The organism is Alistipes montrealensis, assembly GCF_018362775.1.
Classification (GTDB): domain Bacteria; phylum Bacteroidota; class Bacteroidia; order Bacteroidales; family Rikenellaceae; genus Alistipes; species Alistipes montrealensis.
Genome location: NZ_JAGYXY010000001.1, coordinates 766834 through 786911, shown reverse-complemented (window position 1 = coordinate 786911; position 20078 = coordinate 766834). Strand labels below are relative to the sequence as shown.

The window sequence follows — 20078 nt, the reverse complement described above, 5'->3', positions numbered from 1 at the left end:
CGCCCTGGGAATGAAAATCAAATTATTCACGATACCCAATCTGCTGACTCTTTCGAACCTGCTCTGCGGTTCGGTCGCAGTGGTTTCGGCGCTGGTTTGGGGCGACCTGAAGCTGGCCTTCGGCCTGATGGTTCTGGCCGCCGTGTTCGACTTTTTCGACGGCTTCGTGGCGCGCCTGCTCAACCAGAGTTCGCCTATCGGGTTGCAGCTCGATTCGCTGGCCGACGATATTTCGTTCGGACTGGCTCCCGCGGCGATCATGTATTCGCTTTATCAGCGGATGCCGGGCGTCTGGCTGCCGGAGGGGTATCCGGGGCTGATCGTTTTTGTTTTTACGGCCTGCGCCGCGCTGCGGCTGGCGAAGTTCAATATCGACGATACGCAGCGCACGGAATTCTGCGGATTGCCCAGCCCGGCGGCGGCGATGCTCTGCGGTTCGCTGGGGCTATTGTTCGAAACCAATGGGTTGGAACTTCCGCGTGAGGCGATTCTGGCCATTGCGGTGGTCGTGGGGCTGCTGATGATTTCGAACGTGAGGATGTTCGCCCTCAAGTTTCACGGCTTCGGTTGGAAAGGAAACGAACTGCGTTACGGATTTATTGTCGCAGCCGTCGTGATGGCTGTCCTCCTGCGCGGTTACGCCGTGCCGGCGGTCATCGTGCTGTATATTCTCGTTTCGCTCGTGCGGGGGCTTGCCTGCCGGACAAAAGGCTGTGGGAAAGCCGAATAGTTGTATATTTAAATTTTTTTAATTATATTTGCCGCGGATTTCCGCTCTTTGGCTGACATGTCGAGATTATCGAACCGCATATTGCTGACGCTCCTGTTCGGTCTGTTTTTTGCAGTACCTCAGGGGGTGCGTTCCCAGGGCTTTGATGCGAAGACCCTCCAGCGTGCCCAGCGCAACGGCCAGACGGGCAATCTCTACGGTAACAACCCCTACGAAACCCCGGAAGGCGAGGAGGGGGAGGACCAGCCGCCGCAGGATACCACCAAAAAGGAGCGTAAAATCCGCAAGCCGCTCGAATCTTATTTTTTCAGCGATTCGATCCGCGCGCTGAACAACTTCAAATGGCACGTGAGCCGCGATTTCAACCGCGTCGAGATCGGGCCGCTGGACACCACGCTGACCGATTACCGGATCGACTATCCGTTCTACCGGGAAGACGTGGGCGACATCGCCCAGGGCGCTTTGGGCCAAACGTCGCTGCCGCTGAACTATTTCCGGCGTCCGCAGTTCTTTGACTTCAGTTTTGCGAGTCCCTATTATGCGTATACCTACGATATGGAAAACGTGCCCTTCTACAATACGAAGAAGCCGATAATCCGCATGAACTACGCAGAGTCGGGGCAGAAGCGTTTCCGCGAGGAGAATTTCGGGATCATGCATGCGCAGAACATCTCCCCGACGACGGGTTTCAACGTCGATTACAAATCGCGAGGTACGCGCGGCCAGTATGTCTGGTCGCGAACCAAGAACCACAACCTCGCCGTGGCGGTCAGCCACACGGGCAAGCGCTATTCGGTCCATGCGGGGTACTACAACAACCATATCGAGCAGCAGGAAAACGGTGGCGTGGTCGGTGAATGGGCCATTGCGGACACGACGTTCGAAATGCCTTCGGGCGTGCCGATGCGTCTGGCTGACGCCGAGGCTACGAACCTTTACCGCAACAACGCCTTCTTCGTCACGCAGTCTTACGGTATCCCGTTGCAGCGGCTTACGGAGAGCGATTTTTCGATGGCGAACCTTTCGGCGGTGTACGTCGGCCATTCGTTCGAATACAGTTCGTGGAGCAAAATCTACACCGACAAGAACGCACCCTATACGAACGAACGCGACCACCGGGACGAAAACGGCGACTTCGTCTCTGCGGAGGGCAATTACTACGAGAACTGGTACATCAATCCGCTGGAGACGCGCGACTCGATCTACGAGCGTAACATCTCGAACCGGTTCTTCGTCCAGGCGCAGCCCTGGGACCGGAACGGGATCGTGGGAACACTCGACGCCGGCGTCGGGATCGACATGCATACCTATTCGCAATTCGAACTGAAAGATTTCCTGACGGGAAAGTATACGAAGGTCAACAAAACGAGTTACTTCTTTTACGGCTCCGTCAGCGGAAAGATAAAGAAATATGTCGACTGGGACGGAAATCTCAAATTCTACCCGTCGGGATACAGAGGCGGAGACCTTTCGATCGGCGCGCACCTCGCGCTGAAAGGATCGCTCCGCGGACACCCCCTGATTCTCGAAGGCCGGTTCTCGATGGACCGCCGTTCGCCGAACTACTGGCAGGAGAATCTATTCTCGAACCATTATATATGGAACACTCCTTTAAGTAAGGAGAATGAAACTCGGTTCGAGGTCAAGTTTTTGGTTCCCGATTTCGCATTCGAAGCGGGGGCGTGGCAGGGAGTCATCTCCGACAAGATTTACTACGCGTCGGACAGTAACGTCGCCCAGCACAGCGGAAACGTAAGCCTCACGAGTGTGTATGCTCGCAAAGATTTCCGCTTAGGCGGACTTCATTTGGACAACAGGGTATTGTTGCAGTGGAGTACGGATCAAGATGTTGTACCCGTTCCGCTTTTGAGCGCATTCCTTTCGTATTACTACGAATTTTGGGTCGTGCGCGATGTGCTGCGCTTGCAGATCGGTCTGGACGGACGCTATAATACCAGGTATTATGCGCCCAGTTACAATCCGGCTCTGTCGGTGTATTACAACCAACGGGAGGTCGAAGTGGGGAATTATCCCTACATGGACGCTTTCGTTATGGGAAAGTGGAAGAGAATGCGGATATTCTTGAAATATCAGCATGTGAATAAAGGACTGTTCGGTAACGGAGAATATTTCTCGGCGGCTCGTTATCCGCTGAATCCGGGCATGTTCAAAATCGGTATCTCGTGGGGATTCTATGATTGACGTGCTGTTCTGCGCGGTGTAAGCTGCCCGCAAAACAACCTTTTATGTTAAAAAAGACCGTATTAACGTTTGCGTTCTTAACCATTCTTACGACATTTTACGGCTTCAACGCTAAGTTCAGCGCACCCGCGACGGACGACGCACTGAACGACCTGGCCGGAATGCACTACTCGCTGCTCCCCGAGGGCAGTTATGTCATTTCGGCCTACGACAACCTGATTCGCAACATCAGCGAAGAAGAGGGCCACGACTGGCGCCTGATGAGCGCCATCGCTTACCACGAATCGCGCTTCACGCCCGATATCACCTCGCGCAGCGGGGCCCGCGGCCTGATGCAGATCATGCCTTCGGTGGCGCGCCAGTTCGATGTTTCCACGGCGAAGATCTCCGATCCGGAGACCAATGTCCGGCTGGCCAACAAACTGATGTCGAAGATTATGTCGTCGCTTAGGTTTCCGGAAGGAACTCCCGAGAAGGACCGCATGAGCATTATCCTGGCCTCGTATAACAGCGGTATAGGCCATGTGAACGATGCCCGCCGCCTGGCCCGCCTGAACGGCGAAAACCCCAACTCGTGGGAGGTGGTGGCCCGTTACCTCAGTCTGAAGGCCGAGCCGGAATTCTACGAGAACGAAGTGGTCAGGTGCGGACGATTCACCGGCAGCCGGCAGACGCTGGCTTACGTGGACGACGTGATAGGACGCTACGACAAGTACTGCCGCATTACCGGGAGGTAACGCCGGGCAGGATAATTAAAGCAGGACCCCGAAAGGTCCTGCTTTTTTGTGTCCGTGTCCCGCGCAGTGTGAGTGCTGCGGAATGTCCTGCGGCGTGGAACCGGCTCGAAAACCGCACTTTAGAAGATACTGACAATTCGAATTTTGCGGTTTCCCGAATTATCGCTATATTTGGATGATTCGGAGTATTCCGGCGTATTTTAAGAAAACAGTGGAAAACCATTCGGCGCATTTTCAACAGCTATTCCGCGATCACTATGAACCTTTGTGTGCACGGGCTTTTCAGATGGTCCATGACCGCAAGGCGTCGGAAGACATCGTACAGGATGTTTTTCTCGCCTTGTGGGAACGGCGGGAGGAGGTGGACTTCGACCGGCCGCTGCTGCCGCTGCTGTTTGTCGCCGTGAAAAACCGCGCCATCGATTTGCTGCGCTCTAAAAAATGGCGGGGCGGGGAGTCCGGGCAGGACGAACTGGATGTTTGCATCCGTACACTTGTCGCCGACCATATCGAGGAGGAGTTCCAGTTGTCGCAGTTGAGCGAGGAGATCGATTTCTGCATTTCCGAACTTTCCGAACAGTGCCGCCGGGTATTTTTGCTGAGCCGCACGACAGGCCTGAAAAACCGGGAGATCGCCGAGCAGCTCAACATTAGCGTCAAGACCGTCGAAAAGCATATCGGGGCGGCGCTTTCCAAACTCCGGCTCCGGCTCAGCCGCAGCGGATTTTTGCGGCTTTTCCTCTGAAAAACAGAAAATGCCCTGTACCCGAAGGTGCAGGGCATTGCTTTCTCCCTTTCGGTTAGCGGAGCGGGAATTCGTGCGTATGTGCGACGCGTCCGCCGGGACCGACGATCCGGACCGCAATCCGGTCGGCCGTCATGTCGCATTGTACGTAGCTCTGGTTGTCGTTGACTACGACCGGGAAACGGATGTCGCTGTCCGCCGGGTGGAAGCCGTACCGGTGCGTGTGGCCCGAGAACATGACATCGATGCCGGCCTCGTTGAGGATCGGCAGGAACAATTCCCTGAGGTGGTTGTTGCCGTGCCACGTCCCGCCGTCGAGCGGGATGTGCAGGAAGACGACGCGCGCCGAGGCGTTGCGGAAGGTCTCGGAGGCCACCGCCTCGCGGAGCCATTCGCACTCTTCGCGGCGATAGGCGTCGTAGTCGGCAAGCCCTCCGTATTCGATGTCCGTGTCGGGTTTGTCTTCGCCGCAGTCGAGCAGCAGAAAACAGACCGATCCGACCTTGCGGAGTTGGTAGTAGCGGCCGTCGCGCGTCGGGAAATAGTCGTGCAGGCGGTCGGCGAAGACGCCGCGTGTCTCGTGGTTGCCGCGGTTGTAGAGTGTCGGGGTCTCCGAGGCGTAAAGGCTTACCGATGCGTCGATGAAATCCCGGAACAACTGCTCCTCACTTTCAATACTGTTTGCCATGTCGCCGTTGAACATTACGAAGGCGTGTTTGCCGAAATCGACCTCCCGGCACAGTTGGGTCATGTCATCGGCGCGTCCGTGGATGTCGTTCAGGATGATGAACGAGACGTCGGTTCCCGTTGCCGGGAATGTCCGGAACCGGAACGGAGCGCGTTTGTAAACATTGCTGGCGACGGTCCTGCCGTAGAGGACGTTGTCTCCGTGTTTCCATTCGAGGACCTCCTGTGAGAAGATGCGGTAGCAGTATTTCGTTCCGGGACGCAGGCCTTTCAGCCGCACGGCGTGCAGGGTCTTGTTCGCCTGCTTGCGGCCTGCGACGCTCTCGTAATGGCGGGTGTGTTCGGCGGCGTAGAAACTGCGTCCGTCGTCCTCGGCCACCTCGACCCACGACAATGCGGGTTTGTCGGTAGTCCACAGGACGGTTACGCCCTCCGCGGTCATGTCGCACAGCCACGGGCCGTGGGTGATCTTGAAATCCTGGGCCGGCAGCGTCAGCGCCGCTGCCAGCCCGAGGAGTGTGAACAGTAGTTTTTTCATCGTCCGGGTGTTTTATTCCTGGGTCTCGGGGAGGTCCTCTTCGGTCTGGAACCGGATGTCGGCCACGACGGGGCGGTGGTCCGAGGCGTCGACGCCCCCGACCTGCTGGTCGCCGCGCGGAACCACGGTGCAGTTCTGCACGCCGAAGTGTTCGATCGGGGCATACAGGATGTAGTCGATCTTGCGGGTGGGGTTGTCCGAGGGGAAGGTGTACTGGTCGATCGTTCCGACGTTGGTCAGGAACGCGGTCATCGTGGCGATGACGTTCGAGCTGGGAATGGCGTTGAGGTCGCCCGCGAGGATGAGGTCCCCGCCCAGTTCCGTGTCGCGGATACGGCGGATTTCATTGGCCTGCACCAGGCGGCTCGCATCGCCCGAAAGATGGTCGAGATGCGTCGAGGCGACGTAGAGGTCCTTGCCGTCGATTTCGACGCGGATGACGCACAGCGAACGGTCCTCGCCCGGTTGCGAAGCGGCGCAGGGGAGCCGGTAGCTGCGGGTTTCGAGGATCGGGTGCTTCGACAGCACGGCGTCGCCGTATTCGCCCCCGTCGCGGTCGATGGCCTTCGAGAAGTGCCACTCCATGCCGAGTTTGGCCGCCAGGTCGCGGGCCTGGTGTACGTCTTTTCCCGTGCGGTTGGTGAAGACATCCACTTCGTTGAGGGTCACGAAGTCGGGATTCTGCCGGCGGATTACCTCGGCCAGTGCGTCCAGGTCGGCCGCATCGGCGGGGCTCGTGGCGCGTGCGCCGTAGATGTTGTAGGTCATTATGCGGATGATCCTGCCTTTGGGCTCAATGACGGCCTTGTCTCCGTGCTCGTCGTTGTAATTGTCGTCGTTGGTGCATGAAACGGCAATCAGGAGCAGCGCCCACAGACATATAGTCTTTTTCATAGTCTCTCGTTTTGTTTTAAAATTTCGTTAGTCGGATCAGAAAGCCCATACTTCGGCGATGCAGGTCTGGTAGAGGTCGGCCTGCGTGGCGGTGACGAAGATGCGGAAATAGCGTCCCGTCGCCTTGTGGTCGAGGTATACCGTGTTCTCGATCCGGTTTTCGACGGTAAAGGTCCCTGCATGGGTCCAGTTCAGGTTATCGTCGCTCACGTCGATGTTGAAGATACGCGGGTTGCCGCTGCTCTTGGGAACGTCGGAGCCTTCCTTGTCGGCCCGTCCGCGGATCGTGAGTCCGTGCAGTTCCTTGGGGGCGCCCATGTCGACGGCGATCCAGTGCGGCGGGCCGGGTTTGGCGTTGCGCCACTGCGTGCCCCAATAGGTGTTGTTTTCGCCGTCGATGATCGAAACGGCCAATCCGCGGTTGGGGTAGGTCGATGTCGCCTCGGCCTCCTGCGTCGAGAAACCGGCGATCGACCAGCCGGTCCTGTCGTATCTCGGGAACGGGTTTTCGGTGTAGTAGCCGTTGATGCGCAGGTAAGCCGTCTGCAACGCTTCGTTGATGGTCAGGTCGGGCGTTACGCTCTCGATCCGGACAGGCATCAGGAAGACGCCCACGCCGTCGAACGCCTTGCTGTTGATGGCGATCCGGATGGGCGAGGAGATGTATTTCCCGTTGGGAATCACGGTTTCGAGGTTCTCGATCGTGTAGCTTCCGTCGAGCATCATCGGGTAGGCGCTCTGGTTCTTTTGATTGTAGGTCTCCACCAGTTCGGGTGCGACGCGGAATTTGACCATCACGTCGCATCCCGGGTTGCGGATGCCGCTCAGGTTGGCGTAGACCATGAATGAGGTGTCGCGTTCGAGCGGGAACGAGAGGGTGTTCTTGGAGGTGTCGTCGGCGGCGTTGACCGTGTAGATACGCGTATAGTTCTCGGGATTGTCTATGTTCAGGTCGTCCTGAATCGGGTTTTCGCAGGCTGCGAAGAGCGTTCCGCAGCAGAGGACAGCCAGGTATTTCGTAAGTTTCATAGTCGTTATTCGTTTTTTACGGTTACCATCCGGGATTTTGTACGATCTGCGGATCGCGGTTGATTTCGGACTGGGGAATGGGGAAAAGGTAGAACTCGGGCCGGAACACGCGGGTCTCGAACACGGTTTTCTCGTAGAACGCGTCGTCGGTGAAGCTGTTGCCCGCGTCGACGTTCATGCCGTAGAAGGGCCCTGAGTCGGTCTGGTCGGCGATCAGCCAGCGGCGGGTGTCGAAATAGCGCAGTTGCTCGAAGCAGAGTTCGATGCGGCGTTCCAGGCGAATCTGTTCGCGCATCTGGCCTTGGCTGAGGTCGCTTTGGACGGGACCCAGACCGCCGCGCTCGCGGATTTTGTTCAGGTAGGTCTCGATGTCCGCATTCCCGGAGTCGTATTCGTTGAGCGCTTCGACGTAGTTGAGCAGTATCTCGGCGTAGCGCATGATGACGAAGGGACGCTTGATGTAGTTGTCGTTCTTGGGATTGGACGAGGGCGAAACGTTTTTGATGGCGATGTAGCCCGAACGCGGAAAGTCCCACGTGCCTTTTTTACCCGATCCTCCGGTGTAGTAGAGCTGGATGCGGGTTTTCTGGTCGCCGATCCAGTAGGCGCCGTTGAAGCAGATGTTGACGTAGAAACGCGGTTCGCGGTTGACGAACATGTTGCGCGTGCCGGCGGGGGCGAATACCCAGCCCGACTTGTCGTCCTTGTAGTTCGCCGTTGAATAACCGCTCTCCTTGTCCGGGGTAATGGCCGTGCCGTCTTTCATGCGGAAAGCGTCGACCAGTTGCTGGGTCGCACCCATGCTTTCATAGCCGCTGAACTGTCGGGGTGAAGCCGAACGTTCCCAGTGCTTGAGGGAGTTGCTGATGCGGACCATCATCACCTCGCTGTTCCAGTTTTCCAGGAAGACGTTGCGGCACGACAGGTAAGGGTCGATCGTTCCGTCGGTGTGGTACTCCTTGTAGAGGTCGAAAATTCCCAGGTCGATGATATCTTTTGCAGCTTGGGCGGCCTTGTTCCACTTTTCGGGGTCTTTCCGGGTCGAAAAGAGGTGTTTTCCGTCCGTGTTGACCACATTGGCGTAGGCCGGGTTGCCGTTGAACTGGTCGCTGGCGGCCAGCAGCAGTACGCGGCTCTTGAGACCCATGCACATGGCCAGTGTCGCACGGCCGTAGTCCTTGTCGGCCTGCACGGTGAAGTGCAGCGGCAGGCGGTTGTTGTCGATCATGTCGTCCAGTTCGCCGATGATGTAATCCACGCACTCGTCGTAGGAACTGCGTGGCAGGTTCATCTTCACGTCGTCGCGGTCGAGGTCGCCCGGCAGTACTTCGTCGCCCAGCAGTACGCAGGGGCCGTACTGGCGCAGCAGGCAGTAGTAGAACCAGGCGCGCAGGAAGCGGGCTTCGTTCTTGTATTGTTCGACGACGATAGGGCCGCGCGTAGGATCGCTGAGCATCTCCTGGTTCGAGCCGATGTGCTGGATGAAATAGGTCGCCGAGCGGATGCCCCGGTAGTAGTGCGACCAGTACTCGTAGTAGTTCGACGATGCGCTCCAGTTGCCGAGGTTCATCTTGAAGGAGTTGTAATCCTCGCGGTCGTAGGTAACGTCCAGATCGTCCGAGCACGGGTCCCAGGGCACGCCGTTGGTGCGGTGCGATTCGTCGCGGATGTAGCTGTAAACGGTAGCCAGGTATTTCTCGGAGTAAGAGGTGCGCTGGAATACCTGCTCGATGGTGATCCGGTCGTCGGGAACCTGGTCGAAGAAGTCGTCGTTACAGGCGGTCAGGATGCCGAGGGCGGCCAGTAAAGTGAGTATTGTTTTAAGTTTCATAGCTTGTCGGGGATTTTAGAAGTTGAAGTTGATACCCAGGCTGACGGAACCGATGTTGGGGTATTTTGCGCCGCGGCCGTCGCCCAGTTCCACGTCCCATAGTTTGAACTTGCTGAACGTTAGAAGGTTGACGCCCTGGATGAAAATGCGCGCATTGTTGATGTGGATGCGTTTCATCCAGCGGTCGGGGAGCGTATAGGAGAGTTCGATGTTTTTCAGACGCAGGTAGCTGGTATTCTTGAGCCACCACGTGCTGGCCTCGTAGTTCATGTTCATGTTGCCGATCGAGAGACGCGGATAGAAGACATCCTGGCGGGGATCGGCTTCGGTCCAACGGTCGGTGATGTTGCTCAGCAGGTTGCCGCGGCTCGATCCCTGTGCGAAAGGCAGTACGCCTTCGCCGCTGAGTATCGCATCGACGTGTGCGGCGCCCTGGAACATGGCCGACAGCGAGAGGCCCTTCCAGCCTACGGAGAATCCGAAGCCGTAGATGATCTCGGGAACGCTTCCCCAGCCGATGGGCACTTTGTCGTATTCGTCGATCTTGCCGTCGCCGTTGATGTCCTTGTAGCGGATGTCGCCCGGGCGCGTGTCGCCGACCTGTACGGGTGCTGCGGCGATCTCCTCCGGACTTTCGAAGAGTCCCAGTGCGATGAGCCCGAACCGTTGGTCGACCTTGTTGCCGATGGTTTTCTGCCAGGGATAAGCCACGGTGCTGTCGTCTTCGAGGACCTTGTTCCGGTTGAAGGAGTAGTTGCCCATGATGCTCAGCGACCAGTCCCGCCACGAATTGGCATAGCTGACCGACAGTTCGATACCCTTGTTCTCGACCTTGCCGATGTTGCCGTAGGGGTTGTTGATCATGCCGAAATAGGACGGGATGCTCGTACGGCGCAGGTAGATGCCCTTGCGCGACTCCTTGAAGGCGTCGAATTGCAGGTTGAATTTGTTGTTCAGCAGGCGCATGTCCAGTCCGAGGTTGGTCTTGTCGGCGATCTCCCACGTCACGTCGACGGCGTATTCGTCGATGGCCGTAGTCCCGTAGGTTTGGTCCATGTTCTTGCCGAACTGGTAACTCGTGTCGTTGTTGTCCTTGACGGTGGCCAGGTAGGCGAAGCGGCGTCCGCTGATCTGGCTGTTGCCGACACGGCCCCATGTGCCGCGCAGTTTGAGGTACTGGACCACCTCCGTGGCTCCTTTGAAGAAGGGTTCGTTGCTGATTACCCAGCCCAGTCCGACCGACGGGAAGAATCCGTAACGGTTTTTCGGGGCGAAGTTCTCCGAACCGTTGTATCCGAAATTGAACTCCCCGAAATAGCGGTCGTCGAACGAGTAGGTGAAACGTCCCGCGAGGCCGCGGAAGCGGTAGGGCAGCGCCTCTTCGACGTTCGAGGCTTTGGTGTTGATCTCGTCGCTCTGGTTGAAGAGCATCATGCCCGATACGGTGTGGCGGCCGAAGGTGTTGCGGTAGTTGATCGCGGCTTCGAGGTAGATGGCGCGGTTACCCTTTGCGCTGAGGTTGTAGGCCAGGTTTTCGGTTCCTTGGCGGGTCTGTTCGTAGAGCAGGTTGCCGTTGGCGTCGCGCCCCGTGGCGTGGAAGGTGTTCGGAGTTTTGGTGAAACGGTTGCTCGTGTAGTTGTAGGTGTCGAACGAGAACATGCCCGAGACCGAAAGCCCTTTGTAAAGCTGCTGCGTGACGCGCAGGTTCGAGTAGACCTGGCTGCGCCACTGGTTGGCATAGCCCGTTGCGCCGAGCTGCGCTACGGGATTGAGGTTGCCGCCCGAAAAGGCGCCGAGTTTGCCGTCGGGATAGAGCGGTGCGATGTAGGTCGGCGGCGTGAAGTAGGCCGATTCGAAAATGCTCGCCTGCGAAGATGCCGGGTAGTTGGCGTTGGCCAAATAGCCCTGGATGCCCAGTTTGATCTCGGTGGTGCGGAACGGATTGAGCGTGAGGTTCGAGGTGACGTTGTAACGGCGGTAGAACGTGTTCGAATTGTAATCGGCCAGTTTCGTGTCCTTGTACATGCCGTTTTCGTCGTAGTAGGCCAGGCCGATGTAGTAGACGGCTTTGTCCGAACCGCCCTGCACGTTGACGTTGGCCGAGCGGTTGTGGCTGAAGTCACGCAGAATCTGTTTCATCCAGTCTACGTCGGGATAGAGGTAAGGGTCCTCTCCGCGGCGGGTCTTGTCGATGATGTCCTGGCTGTAAAGCCTGCCGCCGCCGCGGGTGAGCGAGGCTTCGTTCGACATCTCCATGTAGGTCGCGCCGTCGGCGAAATCGGTGATCTTGGTCGGCTTGGTGAGGCCTTCGGTATAGCGTACGCTGAATTTGGGGCGTCCTTTCAGACCGTTTTTTGTGTTGATGATAATGACGCCGTTGGCGCCGCGAACGCCGTAAACGGCCGTTGCCGATGCATCCTTGAGGATCGAGAAACTCTCGATGTCTTCGGGGTCGACGTTGGCGAACGAACGGGGAACGCCGTCGACGAGCGTCAGCGGGGCGCTCATGCTGGCCGTCAGCGTCGAGATGCCGCGGATGTAGATATTCGCGTCGTCGAAGCCCGGTTCACTGGTCCGCTGCACCGAGACCAGGCCCGATACGCGGCCTGCGAGGCCCTGCGTGAGGTTGGCGACGGGGACTTTCAGTTCCTTGGTCGCTATGGTCTGCTGCGAACCGATGACGCTGATCTTTTTCTGTACGCCGTAACCCACTACCTCCACGGCGTCGAGGATGGCGTCGTTCTGCTGCATCACTACGTCGACGATTTCCTGCCCTGCGACCGAAACGTCCTGCGGTTTATAGCCCACATAGCTGAATTCCAGCACTTCGTCGGGATAAACGTCGAGCAGGTATTTACCGTTGATGTCGGTGGCCGTACCGATGCTCGGGCGGGCTTTGACGCGGATCGTGACGCCGATGAGCGGATCGTTGTTCTGGTCCTTGACGACACCCGTGATGCGCGCGATCTTCCGCGGTGCACCTGTGGCCGCAGCCGCGGAGCGCCCGATGACGATCTGCCTTCCCGAGAGTTTCCAGGTGTTGACGGTTCCGGCGAACAACTGTTTCAGCACTGCCGAAATGGGCTGGTTCGTGACTTTCAGGGTGACTTTGCGGTGGATGTCCAGGATGTTGTCGTAGTAGACGAAGATGTAGTCGCTCTGGCGTTCGATCTGTGTGAATACCTCCTTGATGGGGCGGTTCTGTACGTCGAGCGTGATGGTTTTCGCCGTCTCTGCCGTTTGTGCACCGACGGGCCGGATGAACCCGATTGTTGCCAGCAAAAACAGGAATGTTATCCGGAATAGGCGGAATAATCCCCCATTATCGGCCTCAGAAAGACCGATTTTACCATTTTTGTTGTACATTTGTAAAGATTTGAAGTTTAAAATAGGCTATTTTAGATTTTCAATCGCGCCGGATGTCGTTGTGGGACGACATCCGGTCTCTTTTTTGCGGGAGACGGGCTGTTACATAGGCAGGTCAGTTTGGGTGGTTAGCAGTCGGGTTATAGTCGATCCGGAAATTTCCGGATCCGTCGATTTGCAGGTTGATAGGGGCTGTGACGCTCAGGATCTTCAGTACTTCGGCGGGATCGTCCTTCAGTTCGAGTTTACCCGAGAGCGTCAGCGCCGCCGCTTCGGGCGTACACTCGATCCGGCAGTCGTAATAGCGGGAAAGGCGTTCGAGGATGTTTGACAACCGGTCGTTGTCGAAGGGCAGGTATCCGTAAATCCAACTGATGTAGCTTTCGGGTTCCACCTCGCGGACCTCCAGCGATTCCGAGGCGCCGAGGACGGCCTGCTGGCCGGGAACGATGCGGATTCCGCGGTCGGATCGTCCGGCGGGGGCCACGCTGACCGAGCCGGAGAGCAGGACGACCTCCTGCGTACGGTCGCGGCCGTAGGACGATACGTAGAATTTGGTTCCCAGAACGCAGACATCCATCTTACCCGTATGTACCGAGAAGGGCCGTTCGGCATCGTGCGCTACTTCCATGTATATTTCGCCTTCGACGTATATTTCGCGTTTCTGCTTTTCGAATACGACGGGGTAGACCAGCCGCGACCCGGCGTTGATCCAGACGCGGGTTCCGTCGGCGAGCGTCAGCGTGGTCTGCTTGCCGTAGGGAACGACCAGTTGGTTGAACGTCGCAGCCTCCTTTTTGGGAATGGTTTTTTCGGCATTGTTGATCTGGATGGCGGTCGAATCGTAGCGGATCGTCGATTTTTTGGTTTCGAGCAAGAGGGTTTTCTGTTCGGAAAGCACCAGTTGCACCTCCTTCTGGGTAAATACGGGAACTTCGGCCTGCCGGATAAAGGCTTCGATGTCCGGGGCGGTCGACGGTTGCAGTCGGTAATAGCCGGTGACGGCCAGTACGATGCAGGCTGCCGCTGCGATACCGATGCTCAGGCGACGCAGTTGCGGCCGCAGCAGAGGCCGGGGTTTGGACGCTTCGGCGATCCGGGCCATGATGTTTTCGAGGGCTTGGCCGGTGTCGAACCGGGTTTCCGCAAGGCGGGCGTCTCCCCAGGCTTCGTAAGTCCGGAGAAAGGCGCGGCGGTTCGCCTCGGACGCTCCGAGCCACTCCTGCAGTTCCCGGCGTTCCGCATCGGTAAGGGGCGCACCGTCGAGTTGGCGGGCTATCAGTTCTTCAATGGTATGTTCGGGTGTCTTCATTCTATCTATATCACGAACGAAGGCCCGGAAACCCTACCCCTCCCCTCCGGATATTTTTTTGCAAAAAAAAGATTATCCGGCAAAAAAAGCGGCAGGCCCCGTCGGCCTGCCGCTTTTTCAGATTCGTCCGGACTGTCGTTACTGCCCGGGCAACGGATCGTAGATGAGTTCGAAGTCGTCGACCCACATCTCGCTCTTGGTGCTGCCCGTGAAGTAATCGCCCCAGCGCGAAGCCGAGCAGACGATCATCAGGTGCGTGGGTTCGATGCTCTTGTCGGGGTAGGCGATCGGAATGGTCACCTGGGTCCACTCGTCGACATTCGCAGCCATTACATACTCGCCGTAGCCCACCACGTCCTTGCTGTTGGGTTTGAAGAAAGTCGTGACGCTGCGCGTATCGACGCAGAGCGGTGAGTTCTGCGTTCCGCGCATTTCACCCTGGCTGTCTTTGCCGTACTCTTCGGGCGTCCAGGTTCCCAGCGCGATATAAACGATGCCGTTGTCGGGGTCGTCTTTTTTCAAATCGCTGCCGACGGGTATCTTGTCGATCCGGTCGATTTTGCCGCAGGTGTATTTCACCCAGACTTTCAGCGCCGTGGGCCGTTGTTTGAAGGGACGGCCGAAGGTCAGGATGCCGTTGGTTCCCTTCGTCGCGACGTAATCGCCTACGAAAAGGTTGCCCGCAGCGAATTTGCCCAATCCGACGATGTTGACGAATTTCGACTTGAGGTTGGCCCCGACGCCCGTGCCTCCCGGTCGCGGGGGACAGCTCTGGGTCAGCGTTTCGCCGCCGATCTTGGCGCCCGGATTACCCGTTCCCCAGTAGGCGTCGGCCTTGTCGGTATAGGGGTAGACAATGTCGTTGACGGTGCTCCACTCCTCGAAACTGCTGTTCGGGACCTGCACGACGGCCTGGGTCTCGAAGAACACTCCTTCGGGCGTCTCCTCGGTCTCGCAGTAAGCTTTTATTTCGTATTTCGTTTCGGCTTCGGCGGCGATGCTGGCCTCGAAATTACCGCCTGAAATGGTCGGCGTGACATCGATCCAGTCCGTATCCCCTTCCTTGCGGTAGCGGAAGCCCATGTCCGTGCCTTCGATGCCTTCGCCGTAGAGCCAGATGACGCGCGACCAGGCGTATGCTTTCAGTTCCACGATTTTGTCGGTGTGCAGCACGTAGAGCAGCCACCGCTCGCTCTGGCCGTGATAGCTGATGTCGACGAAACGCACCGATTCGAAGCTCGTGCCCGTAAGTTCGTCGAGCGAGGGCGAATAGGTAGTGATCTCCTCCGGGCCGAGTTTAAGCGCCGTGACGGCGACGTTGGTCAGGTCGGCAGTCTTGGCTACGTAGGCCGTGGCGACGCGGTTTTTGGTGTCGAAGACCGTCGAGCCGATCTGCCCCGAGACCTTGAATTCCCGGGCAATGGCCTGCTCGGCACGGATTGTCCAGGCGTAGTCCTGGTAGATCGACAGCGTGGTGTAGATCGGACTGCGCATATCGAAAGTTCCGACGAGCGGTTCCGACGAGCGGATCTGGCCGATGAGTGCCTCCTTGTCGAGCTGGACGCTGTGCACCGTCACGTCGTAGGTCACCTTCTGGATATTGACCTCGCGGATGTCGGTCTGCTCGTCGAGTGTCAGGGTGATCGTCCGGTTTGCAAGGTCGATCTCCGAAAGGCTGAATCCCTCGCCTTCGATGCCCGTAATCGAGATTTCGACGACGGGATAGGGGATGTCGTTGCGGATGCACGATGCCGAAAGGAGCGTTGCGGCTGCAAAGAGTGCTGTTTTCAGGTATCTGATCATAAATTACTTCTTTTTCTTGTCCCACATGTGTATCGTCATGCCGATGTTGATGGCCGCGATGTTGAGCTTGAACTTCATGTTCGAGGCTTTACGCGAACCGATCTTGTTCCCGGCTTCGTCCTTCTGTGTGACCGAGGTATACTGGATGCCGCCCAGTCCGAACGAAAGCGTGGCGCAGACGTTGGGGAAAATATAGACGGCAGCTCCCGGATTAAACGCGAGTTTTACTTGCGTATTGTCACTGAGGGTCGTTTTCATCTCGTCGCTCGAACTGTTCGGCTGGTAGGAGAACTTCGACGTACCGGTGGACAGCGAGAGTTCGAATTCGGCGAACAGGCCGAAACGACCCTTGGGATCGAGTCCCGCATAGGAGCGGTGGAAGATGCCGAACGAGTAGTTGTCGCTGTTGAAATCGATCTTCGGAAGATCGCCCGAGGTGTCGTTGCTCTCGCCGAAATCGTAGCTGGCGTTGTTGAGTTTGCCGCCCATGTGGTTGTAACCGAAGCGGACGCCGAGGCAGTTGTTGTCGCGGTAGAAATAGCCGATGAAGGGTTTGACGGTGGCCATCGTACCGCTGGCGTCGATGCCGTCGATGATCAGCATGATGTCCGTGTCGTCGCTCGACATCGTACCGTAGGAGGCCGTCAGGCCCATCATCACCTCGCCTTTATACGCGAACTTGAGCTTGTTGATCTCGCGGTCGATGCGTTGGCGGGTGGGCAGGAACTGCTTTTTGGTGCGGATCGGCGAATCGGCGTCCGCGGCTTTGAGGGCGAGCAGATGCTCCTTGCCCGGAGAGGATTCCCCGCTGGATGGAAGAGTCGCTTCCGACGTTGAAACTTCGGTTGCGGGGGCCGCTGCGGTCTCGGTTTCGGCTGCGGGCCCGGCAGGTTCTGCTGCGGCAGGAACCGGAGCCGTGGTTTCGGCTTCGATGGCGGTTTCAGCCTGTGGGGCGGCTGCAATTACAGCGGGGGCTGCCGGCTGTGGAACTGCGGGTTTGCGTGAGGGGCGGCGGGAAGGCATTGCCGCGGCTTTGGGCGCATCGGGTTGCTCCGGTTCGGCCCGGACTTCGGATTTCGCCGCCGAGGGGGCAGGGGTCTCCGTAACGGCGGCCTCGGTTGCCGGCTGCGCTTTGGGAGCCTCCGTTTGCGGAGGCAGCGCATTGCCGCACGAGAAAGTCAGGATCAGCAGGAAATAAAGTATGCTTCGTGTCATAGTATGCCGTTTTTAGAGATAGAAGGCCATGCCGAGGCCTATCGAGAAGATATTGACCTTGAAGTTCATCATGCTCGAGTTGCGCTTGCCCACAGTGACCTGGTTGTGAACCTGCTTGGTGTGGTTGTAGGTGATACCCATCACACCCACGTTCACTTCGACGGCCATGTTGTTGGTAGCGAAAGCCACGATGCCCGGCGAAATACCCAGCGAAAGGGTATAGCCGGTTTCGTAAGTTCCTTTTACGGGCGAGTCGTTGGCAAAACGTGCCTGCGTGCCTCCGGCCGAAAGCTGCATCTCGTTGAACAGCGCGAAGCGCTTGTTGCGCCCCAGCGGAATGTACTGCCGCCAGATCGCCGCAGCCGAATAGGTCTGCCTGAGCGAGTAGTAATCCTTGGCCACGATGTTCGTTCCCGATTCTTCGTCGCCGAAGTGCAGTTCGGCGGCGTCCAGTTTGAGCAGCGTGCGCGAATAGATGAAGCGTCCTCCGAGGGCCATGTTGTCGCGGAAAGCGTAGGCGATCATCGGGCTGACGCGGAAAGTGTAGCCCTTCGAATTGATGCCTTCGATGATGAGGAACTGATAACCTTTGTTGGTATGGGTCGAGTAGGAGGCCGTACCGCCGAAAATCCACTGACCTTTCGGTACGAACAGGTTGTGCGTATCGGTAAGTCCGCGCTCACGGCGCATTTCGTTGATCGTTTTCGGGCGTTCGTCGGTGGTCGCCGTTGTTCCGGCGACCGTTGTTTCCTGTGCGCGCAGCGCCTGCACCGTGCCCGTGAGGCACAGCGCGAGGGCGAGCGTGCGGATGAATAGCTTGCGCATCTGCTTGCGTTTAGTGATTAGTATATCCATTCGAAATCATCGACATACATGACGTTGGAAGAACACCCGTCCATATAATCTCCGTAAGCGCTTGTCGAGCACGAGATTACTAACGTGTATTTGCCTTGTGGCCTTGTCGCTTCCTTATCGTAGTAGAGAAGCGGAATTTCGGCAGGAACCAGCGTGTCGCCCTCGGTCGATTCGTGTATGGGCAGAATGCCGTAAGCGATAATCGCGCCCGAACCTTCGAGATTCGACTGATCAGCGGGGTTCCACATGCCGCTCGGAGTGCTCATACCCGATACTACTTCGCGGCGGGCGGACCAATCCACGATGCAGACAAATATCTGGCTGAAATCGTCCTCCCCGATTGCAAGCGGACCATTGTGCTTGTTGATGTTGACTTTGCCTACTGTGGCGTGGTATTTGACACTTAATGCCTTAGGCCGAGCCGTATAGGTGTATTCCTGTCCGAATCCGACTGTGCCGGGGCCCGTGAAGCCTGAAAAGACGAACGTGCCGAAGAAAAGGTTTCCGGCGGCCAGGTTGCCCAGGGTCTCGCTGGCCGTGAGTTTGGCGCATTGCCTGCCGCCCATTCCTGTATATTCGCTTGCAAGACAAAGTCCTGCTTTCATCGAGTTGTTTCCGCTGCCCCAGGTCTCCGTTGACGTGTTATCGATAGTGAAACAACTCATTGAACTGTTTTCCATATCTCCGCCGGGAATGATTTGTCCTGTTTCCGTCGTGAAGTCCGTGGTATAAAGCGTATCGCCGATAACTGCCCGCGATTCATAGCTGTTGTTGGCGAAAACGCCCGTGCCGGCAACCGGAGTGTAGACTGTCAGTCCAGCGTCGTTGGTCGACTCGGTCCAGCCGGCGTTGAACGCGGCTGTATAGATGCCGTTGCCGGCGCTTACGCCCTCGGCGTCGGTCCATTGTCCGTCTTTGGCACGCAGCCCGAAGGTTGCCGTCGTGATGTCCGGATCGAGGATCAGTGCGCGCAGCGTGATGCTGTTCGTCCAGAGGTCGTAATCCGCCTTTTCGGTCGGCAGGATACCTTGCAGGCGATATTCCGAGATGGCCGAGGCTTCGGAATTGGCGGCGTCGGCGACACGGATGGTTACCGGCTGATTGCCGCCCGGGCGTCCGGCGAAGAAGGCGTCGGAAAGCGTGACCGTCAGGCTGAGGTCGTTCTCCTTGACGACATCGATACCTTCGGTCGTGCCGTTGAGCGCGTCGTAGGTATTGTTGCCGATGCTGATTTCGACATCGCGGACTGCCGCCATCGTCGTTATCATATAACGTTTCGGGGCGGTCTTTCCGGGGATGAAATCCTGGGGTTGGCTCATGTCGAATCCGTCGCTTTCGATGGACGGTTCGGGGCTGAACGGGAACGTGTCGTCGTGATCGTCGGTCGAGGTGTCGACCTTGACGACGAAACATTCGATGAAGCCCGGCAGGTCCTTCGAGAATTTGAACGAGACGCTGTATTTGCCGCCGGCCTGCACACCCTCGAATTTGCTCGTTTTGGTGATTACGCCGCGTTCGGGGTGGGTTCCTTCGAAATACGTCGTGAGCGTCGTTACGCCTTCGGGCATGGTGAAGTAGCCCGTGCCGTCGGCCAGGTATTTCAGTGCCGGGACACTTCCTGCCTCGGCTTTTTCTGCGTCGAACGCCTCGGCGGCGACTACCCATGCGTGGAAATTCTCACCGAAAGCGGTCGGAACCGTAGCGTCGAATTTTACTTCGGCGACGACGTTCTGCCGTTTGCATTCGACTTCGGCGACGGTCGTCTGTCCGGCCGCCACCGTAAAGTTCTTGTCTCCTTTGTAGAAGCGCTTGGTGAACGACGCCGGGACTGTTTCTCCGGCCTCGACTTCCACCCGGTATTCGCCTGCGGTGAGTTCCAGCCGTGTGGGAAGCGTCGCTTCGGTATACTGGCGGAGCAGTTCGTCGCTGCCGCGGTAGATGCGTACGAGAAGGTGTTGCAGCGGGTCGTACTCCCCGTCGGCTTCGGCGCGCGTGGCCGAAACCCGCATTTCGAGTGCTCCCGTGTCGCCTGCGTCGGTGCTTCCGGCCCCCTCGTTCGAGCAGGCGGCGGTCAGCGCGGTGCACAACAGCAACAGCATATATGACAGTTGTTTTTTCATGATTCGTCAACCTT

Annotated in this window: 14 protein-coding genes; 4 read left to right on the top strand and 10 right to left on the bottom strand. The window is 57.8% G+C overall.

Features of this window, described 5'->3' with window-relative positions; translation table 11 throughout:
• The first annotated feature begins 10 nt into the window (after positions 1 to 10).
• The 4 genes from pssA (at position 11) to KG007_RS03045 (ending at position 4414) form a co-directional block, all read left to right on the top strand.
• On the top strand, positions 11 to 730 hold the full coding sequence (pssA, locus tag KG007_RS03060; RefSeq protein ID WP_195458542.1) for a CDP-diacylglycerol--serine O-phosphatidyltransferase: 720 nt from the start codon (positions 11 to 13) through the stop codon (positions 728 to 730).
• A 57-nt stretch (positions 731 to 787) separates the two neighbouring features.
• On the top strand, positions 788 to 2932 hold the full coding sequence (locus KG007_RS03055) for a putative porin (RefSeq protein WP_213347308.1): 2145 nt from the start codon (positions 788 to 790) through the stop codon (positions 2930 to 2932).
• A gap of 44 nt (positions 2933 to 2976) precedes the next feature.
• Positions 2977 to 3669 carry a transglycosylase SLT domain-containing protein gene (locus tag KG007_RS03050; protein ID WP_195458540.1) on the top strand — a complete coding sequence of 231 codons (693 nt, stop codon included), beginning with the start codon at positions 2977 to 2979 and terminating at the stop codon, positions 3667 to 3669.
• Positions 3670 to 3880: 211 nt separating this feature from the next.
• Entirely contained in the window at positions 3881 to 4414 is a 534-nt protein-coding gene (locus KG007_RS03045) for an RNA polymerase sigma-70 factor (RefSeq protein WP_195458539.1), read from the top strand.
• A gap of 55 nt (positions 4415 to 4469) precedes the next feature.
• Here KG007_RS03045 and KG007_RS03040 read toward each other — a convergent pair whose 3' ends face one another.
• The 10 genes from KG007_RS03040 to KG007_RS02995 all read right to left on the bottom strand — a co-directional run bounded on the left by KG007_RS03040 (position 4470) and on the right by KG007_RS02995 (position 20064).
• A complete protein-coding gene (locus tag KG007_RS03040; RefSeq protein ID WP_213347307.1) occupies positions 4470 to 5639 on the bottom strand; it encodes an FN3 domain-containing metallophosphoesterase family protein in 1170 nt (389 codons plus the stop codon).
• A 12-nt stretch (positions 5640 to 5651) separates the two neighbouring features.
• Positions 5652 to 6533, bottom strand: coding sequence for an endonuclease/exonuclease/phosphatase family protein (locus tag KG007_RS03035; protein ID WP_195458537.1), 882 nt, complete (start codon positions 6531 to 6533; stop codon positions 5652 to 5654).
• A gap of 36 nt (positions 6534 to 6569) precedes the next feature.
• Positions 6570 to 7562, bottom strand: a complete 993-nt coding sequence (locus KG007_RS03030; protein WP_213347306.1) for a BT_3987 domain-containing protein — start codon at positions 7560 to 7562, stop codon at positions 6570 to 6572.
• A 22-nt stretch (positions 7563 to 7584) separates the two neighbouring features.
• Positions 7585 to 9393 (bottom strand): RagB/SusD family nutrient uptake outer membrane protein, encoded by a 1809-nt coding sequence (locus KG007_RS03025; protein ID WP_213347305.1) that lies wholly within the window; start codon positions 9391 to 9393, stop codon positions 7585 to 7587.
• Between the two features lie 15 nt (positions 9394 to 9408).
• Positions 9409 to 12675 carry a TonB-dependent receptor gene (locus KG007_RS03020; protein ID WP_195458534.1) on the bottom strand — a complete coding sequence of 1089 codons (3267 nt, stop codon included), beginning with the start codon at positions 12673 to 12675 and terminating at the stop codon, positions 9409 to 9411.
• A gap of 199 nt (positions 12676 to 12874) precedes the next feature.
• Complete coding sequence (locus tag KG007_RS03015; RefSeq protein ID WP_213347304.1) at positions 12875 to 14071, bottom strand: FecR family protein; 1197 nt, start codon at positions 14069 to 14071, stop codon at positions 12875 to 12877.
• A gap of 138 nt (positions 14072 to 14209) precedes the next feature.
• The gene (locus KG007_RS03010) at positions 14210 to 15874 is read right to left on the bottom strand and encodes a PCMD domain-containing protein (RefSeq protein WP_213347303.1); all 1665 of its coding nucleotides are present in this window, start codon (positions 15872 to 15874) and stop codon (positions 14210 to 14212) included.
• Between the two features lie 3 nt (positions 15875 to 15877).
• The gene (locus tag KG007_RS13930) at positions 15878 to 17089 is read right to left on the bottom strand and encodes a hypothetical protein (RefSeq protein WP_249413226.1); all 1212 of its coding nucleotides are present in this window, start codon (positions 17087 to 17089) and stop codon (positions 15878 to 15880) included.
• Positions 17090 to 17101: 12 nt separating this feature from the next.
• Entirely contained in the window at positions 17102 to 17914 is an 813-nt protein-coding gene (locus KG007_RS03000) for a hypothetical protein (RefSeq protein WP_213347302.1), read from the bottom strand.
• A gap of 17 nt (positions 17915 to 17931) precedes the next feature.
• On the bottom strand, positions 17932 to 20064 hold the full coding sequence (locus tag KG007_RS02995; RefSeq protein ID WP_213347301.1) for a DUF4493 domain-containing protein: 2133 nt from the start codon (positions 20062 to 20064) through the stop codon (positions 17932 to 17934).
• Positions 20065 to 20078 lie beyond the last annotated feature (14 nt).

Coding starts and splice junctions, on each gene's coding strand:
- KG007_RS13930 (WP_249413226.1), bottom strand. CDS start 17,089: ATGACACGAAGCATACTTTATTTCCTGCTGATCCTGACTTTCTCGTGC.
- KG007_RS03040 (WP_213347307.1), bottom strand. CDS start 5,639: ATGAAAAAACTACTGTTCACACTCCTCGGGCTGGCAGCGGCGCTGACG.
- KG007_RS03030 (WP_213347306.1), bottom strand. CDS start 7,562: ATGAAACTTACGAAATACCTGGCTGTCCTCTGCTGCGGAACGCTCTTC.
- KG007_RS03025 (WP_213347305.1), bottom strand. CDS start 9,393: ATGAAACTTAAAACAATACTCACTTTACTGGCCGCCCTCGGCATCCTG.
- pssA (WP_195458542.1), top strand. CDS start 11: ATGAAAATCAAATTATTCACGATACCCAATCTGCTGACTCTTTCGAAC.
- KG007_RS03055 (WP_213347308.1), top strand. CDS start 788: ATGTCGAGATTATCGAACCGCATATTGCTGACGCTCCTGTTCGGTCTG.
- KG007_RS02995 (WP_213347301.1), bottom strand. CDS start 20,064: ATGAAAAAACAACTGTCATATATGCTGTTGCTGTTGTGCACCGCGCTG.
- KG007_RS03015 (WP_213347304.1), bottom strand. CDS start 14,071: ATGAAGACACCCGAACATACCATTGAAGAACTGATAGCCCGCCAACTC.
- KG007_RS03050 (WP_195458540.1), top strand. CDS start 2,977: ATGTTAAAAAAGACCGTATTAACGTTTGCGTTCTTAACCATTCTTACG.
- KG007_RS03000 (WP_213347302.1), bottom strand. CDS start 17,914: ATGCGCAAGCTATTCATCCGCACGCTCGCCCTCGCGCTGTGCCTCACG.
- KG007_RS03010 (WP_213347303.1), bottom strand. CDS start 15,874: ATGATCAGATACCTGAAAACAGCACTCTTTGCAGCCGCAACGCTCCTT.
- KG007_RS03035 (WP_195458537.1), bottom strand. CDS start 6,533: ATGAAAAAGACTATATGTCTGTGGGCGCTGCTCCTGATTGCCGTTTCA.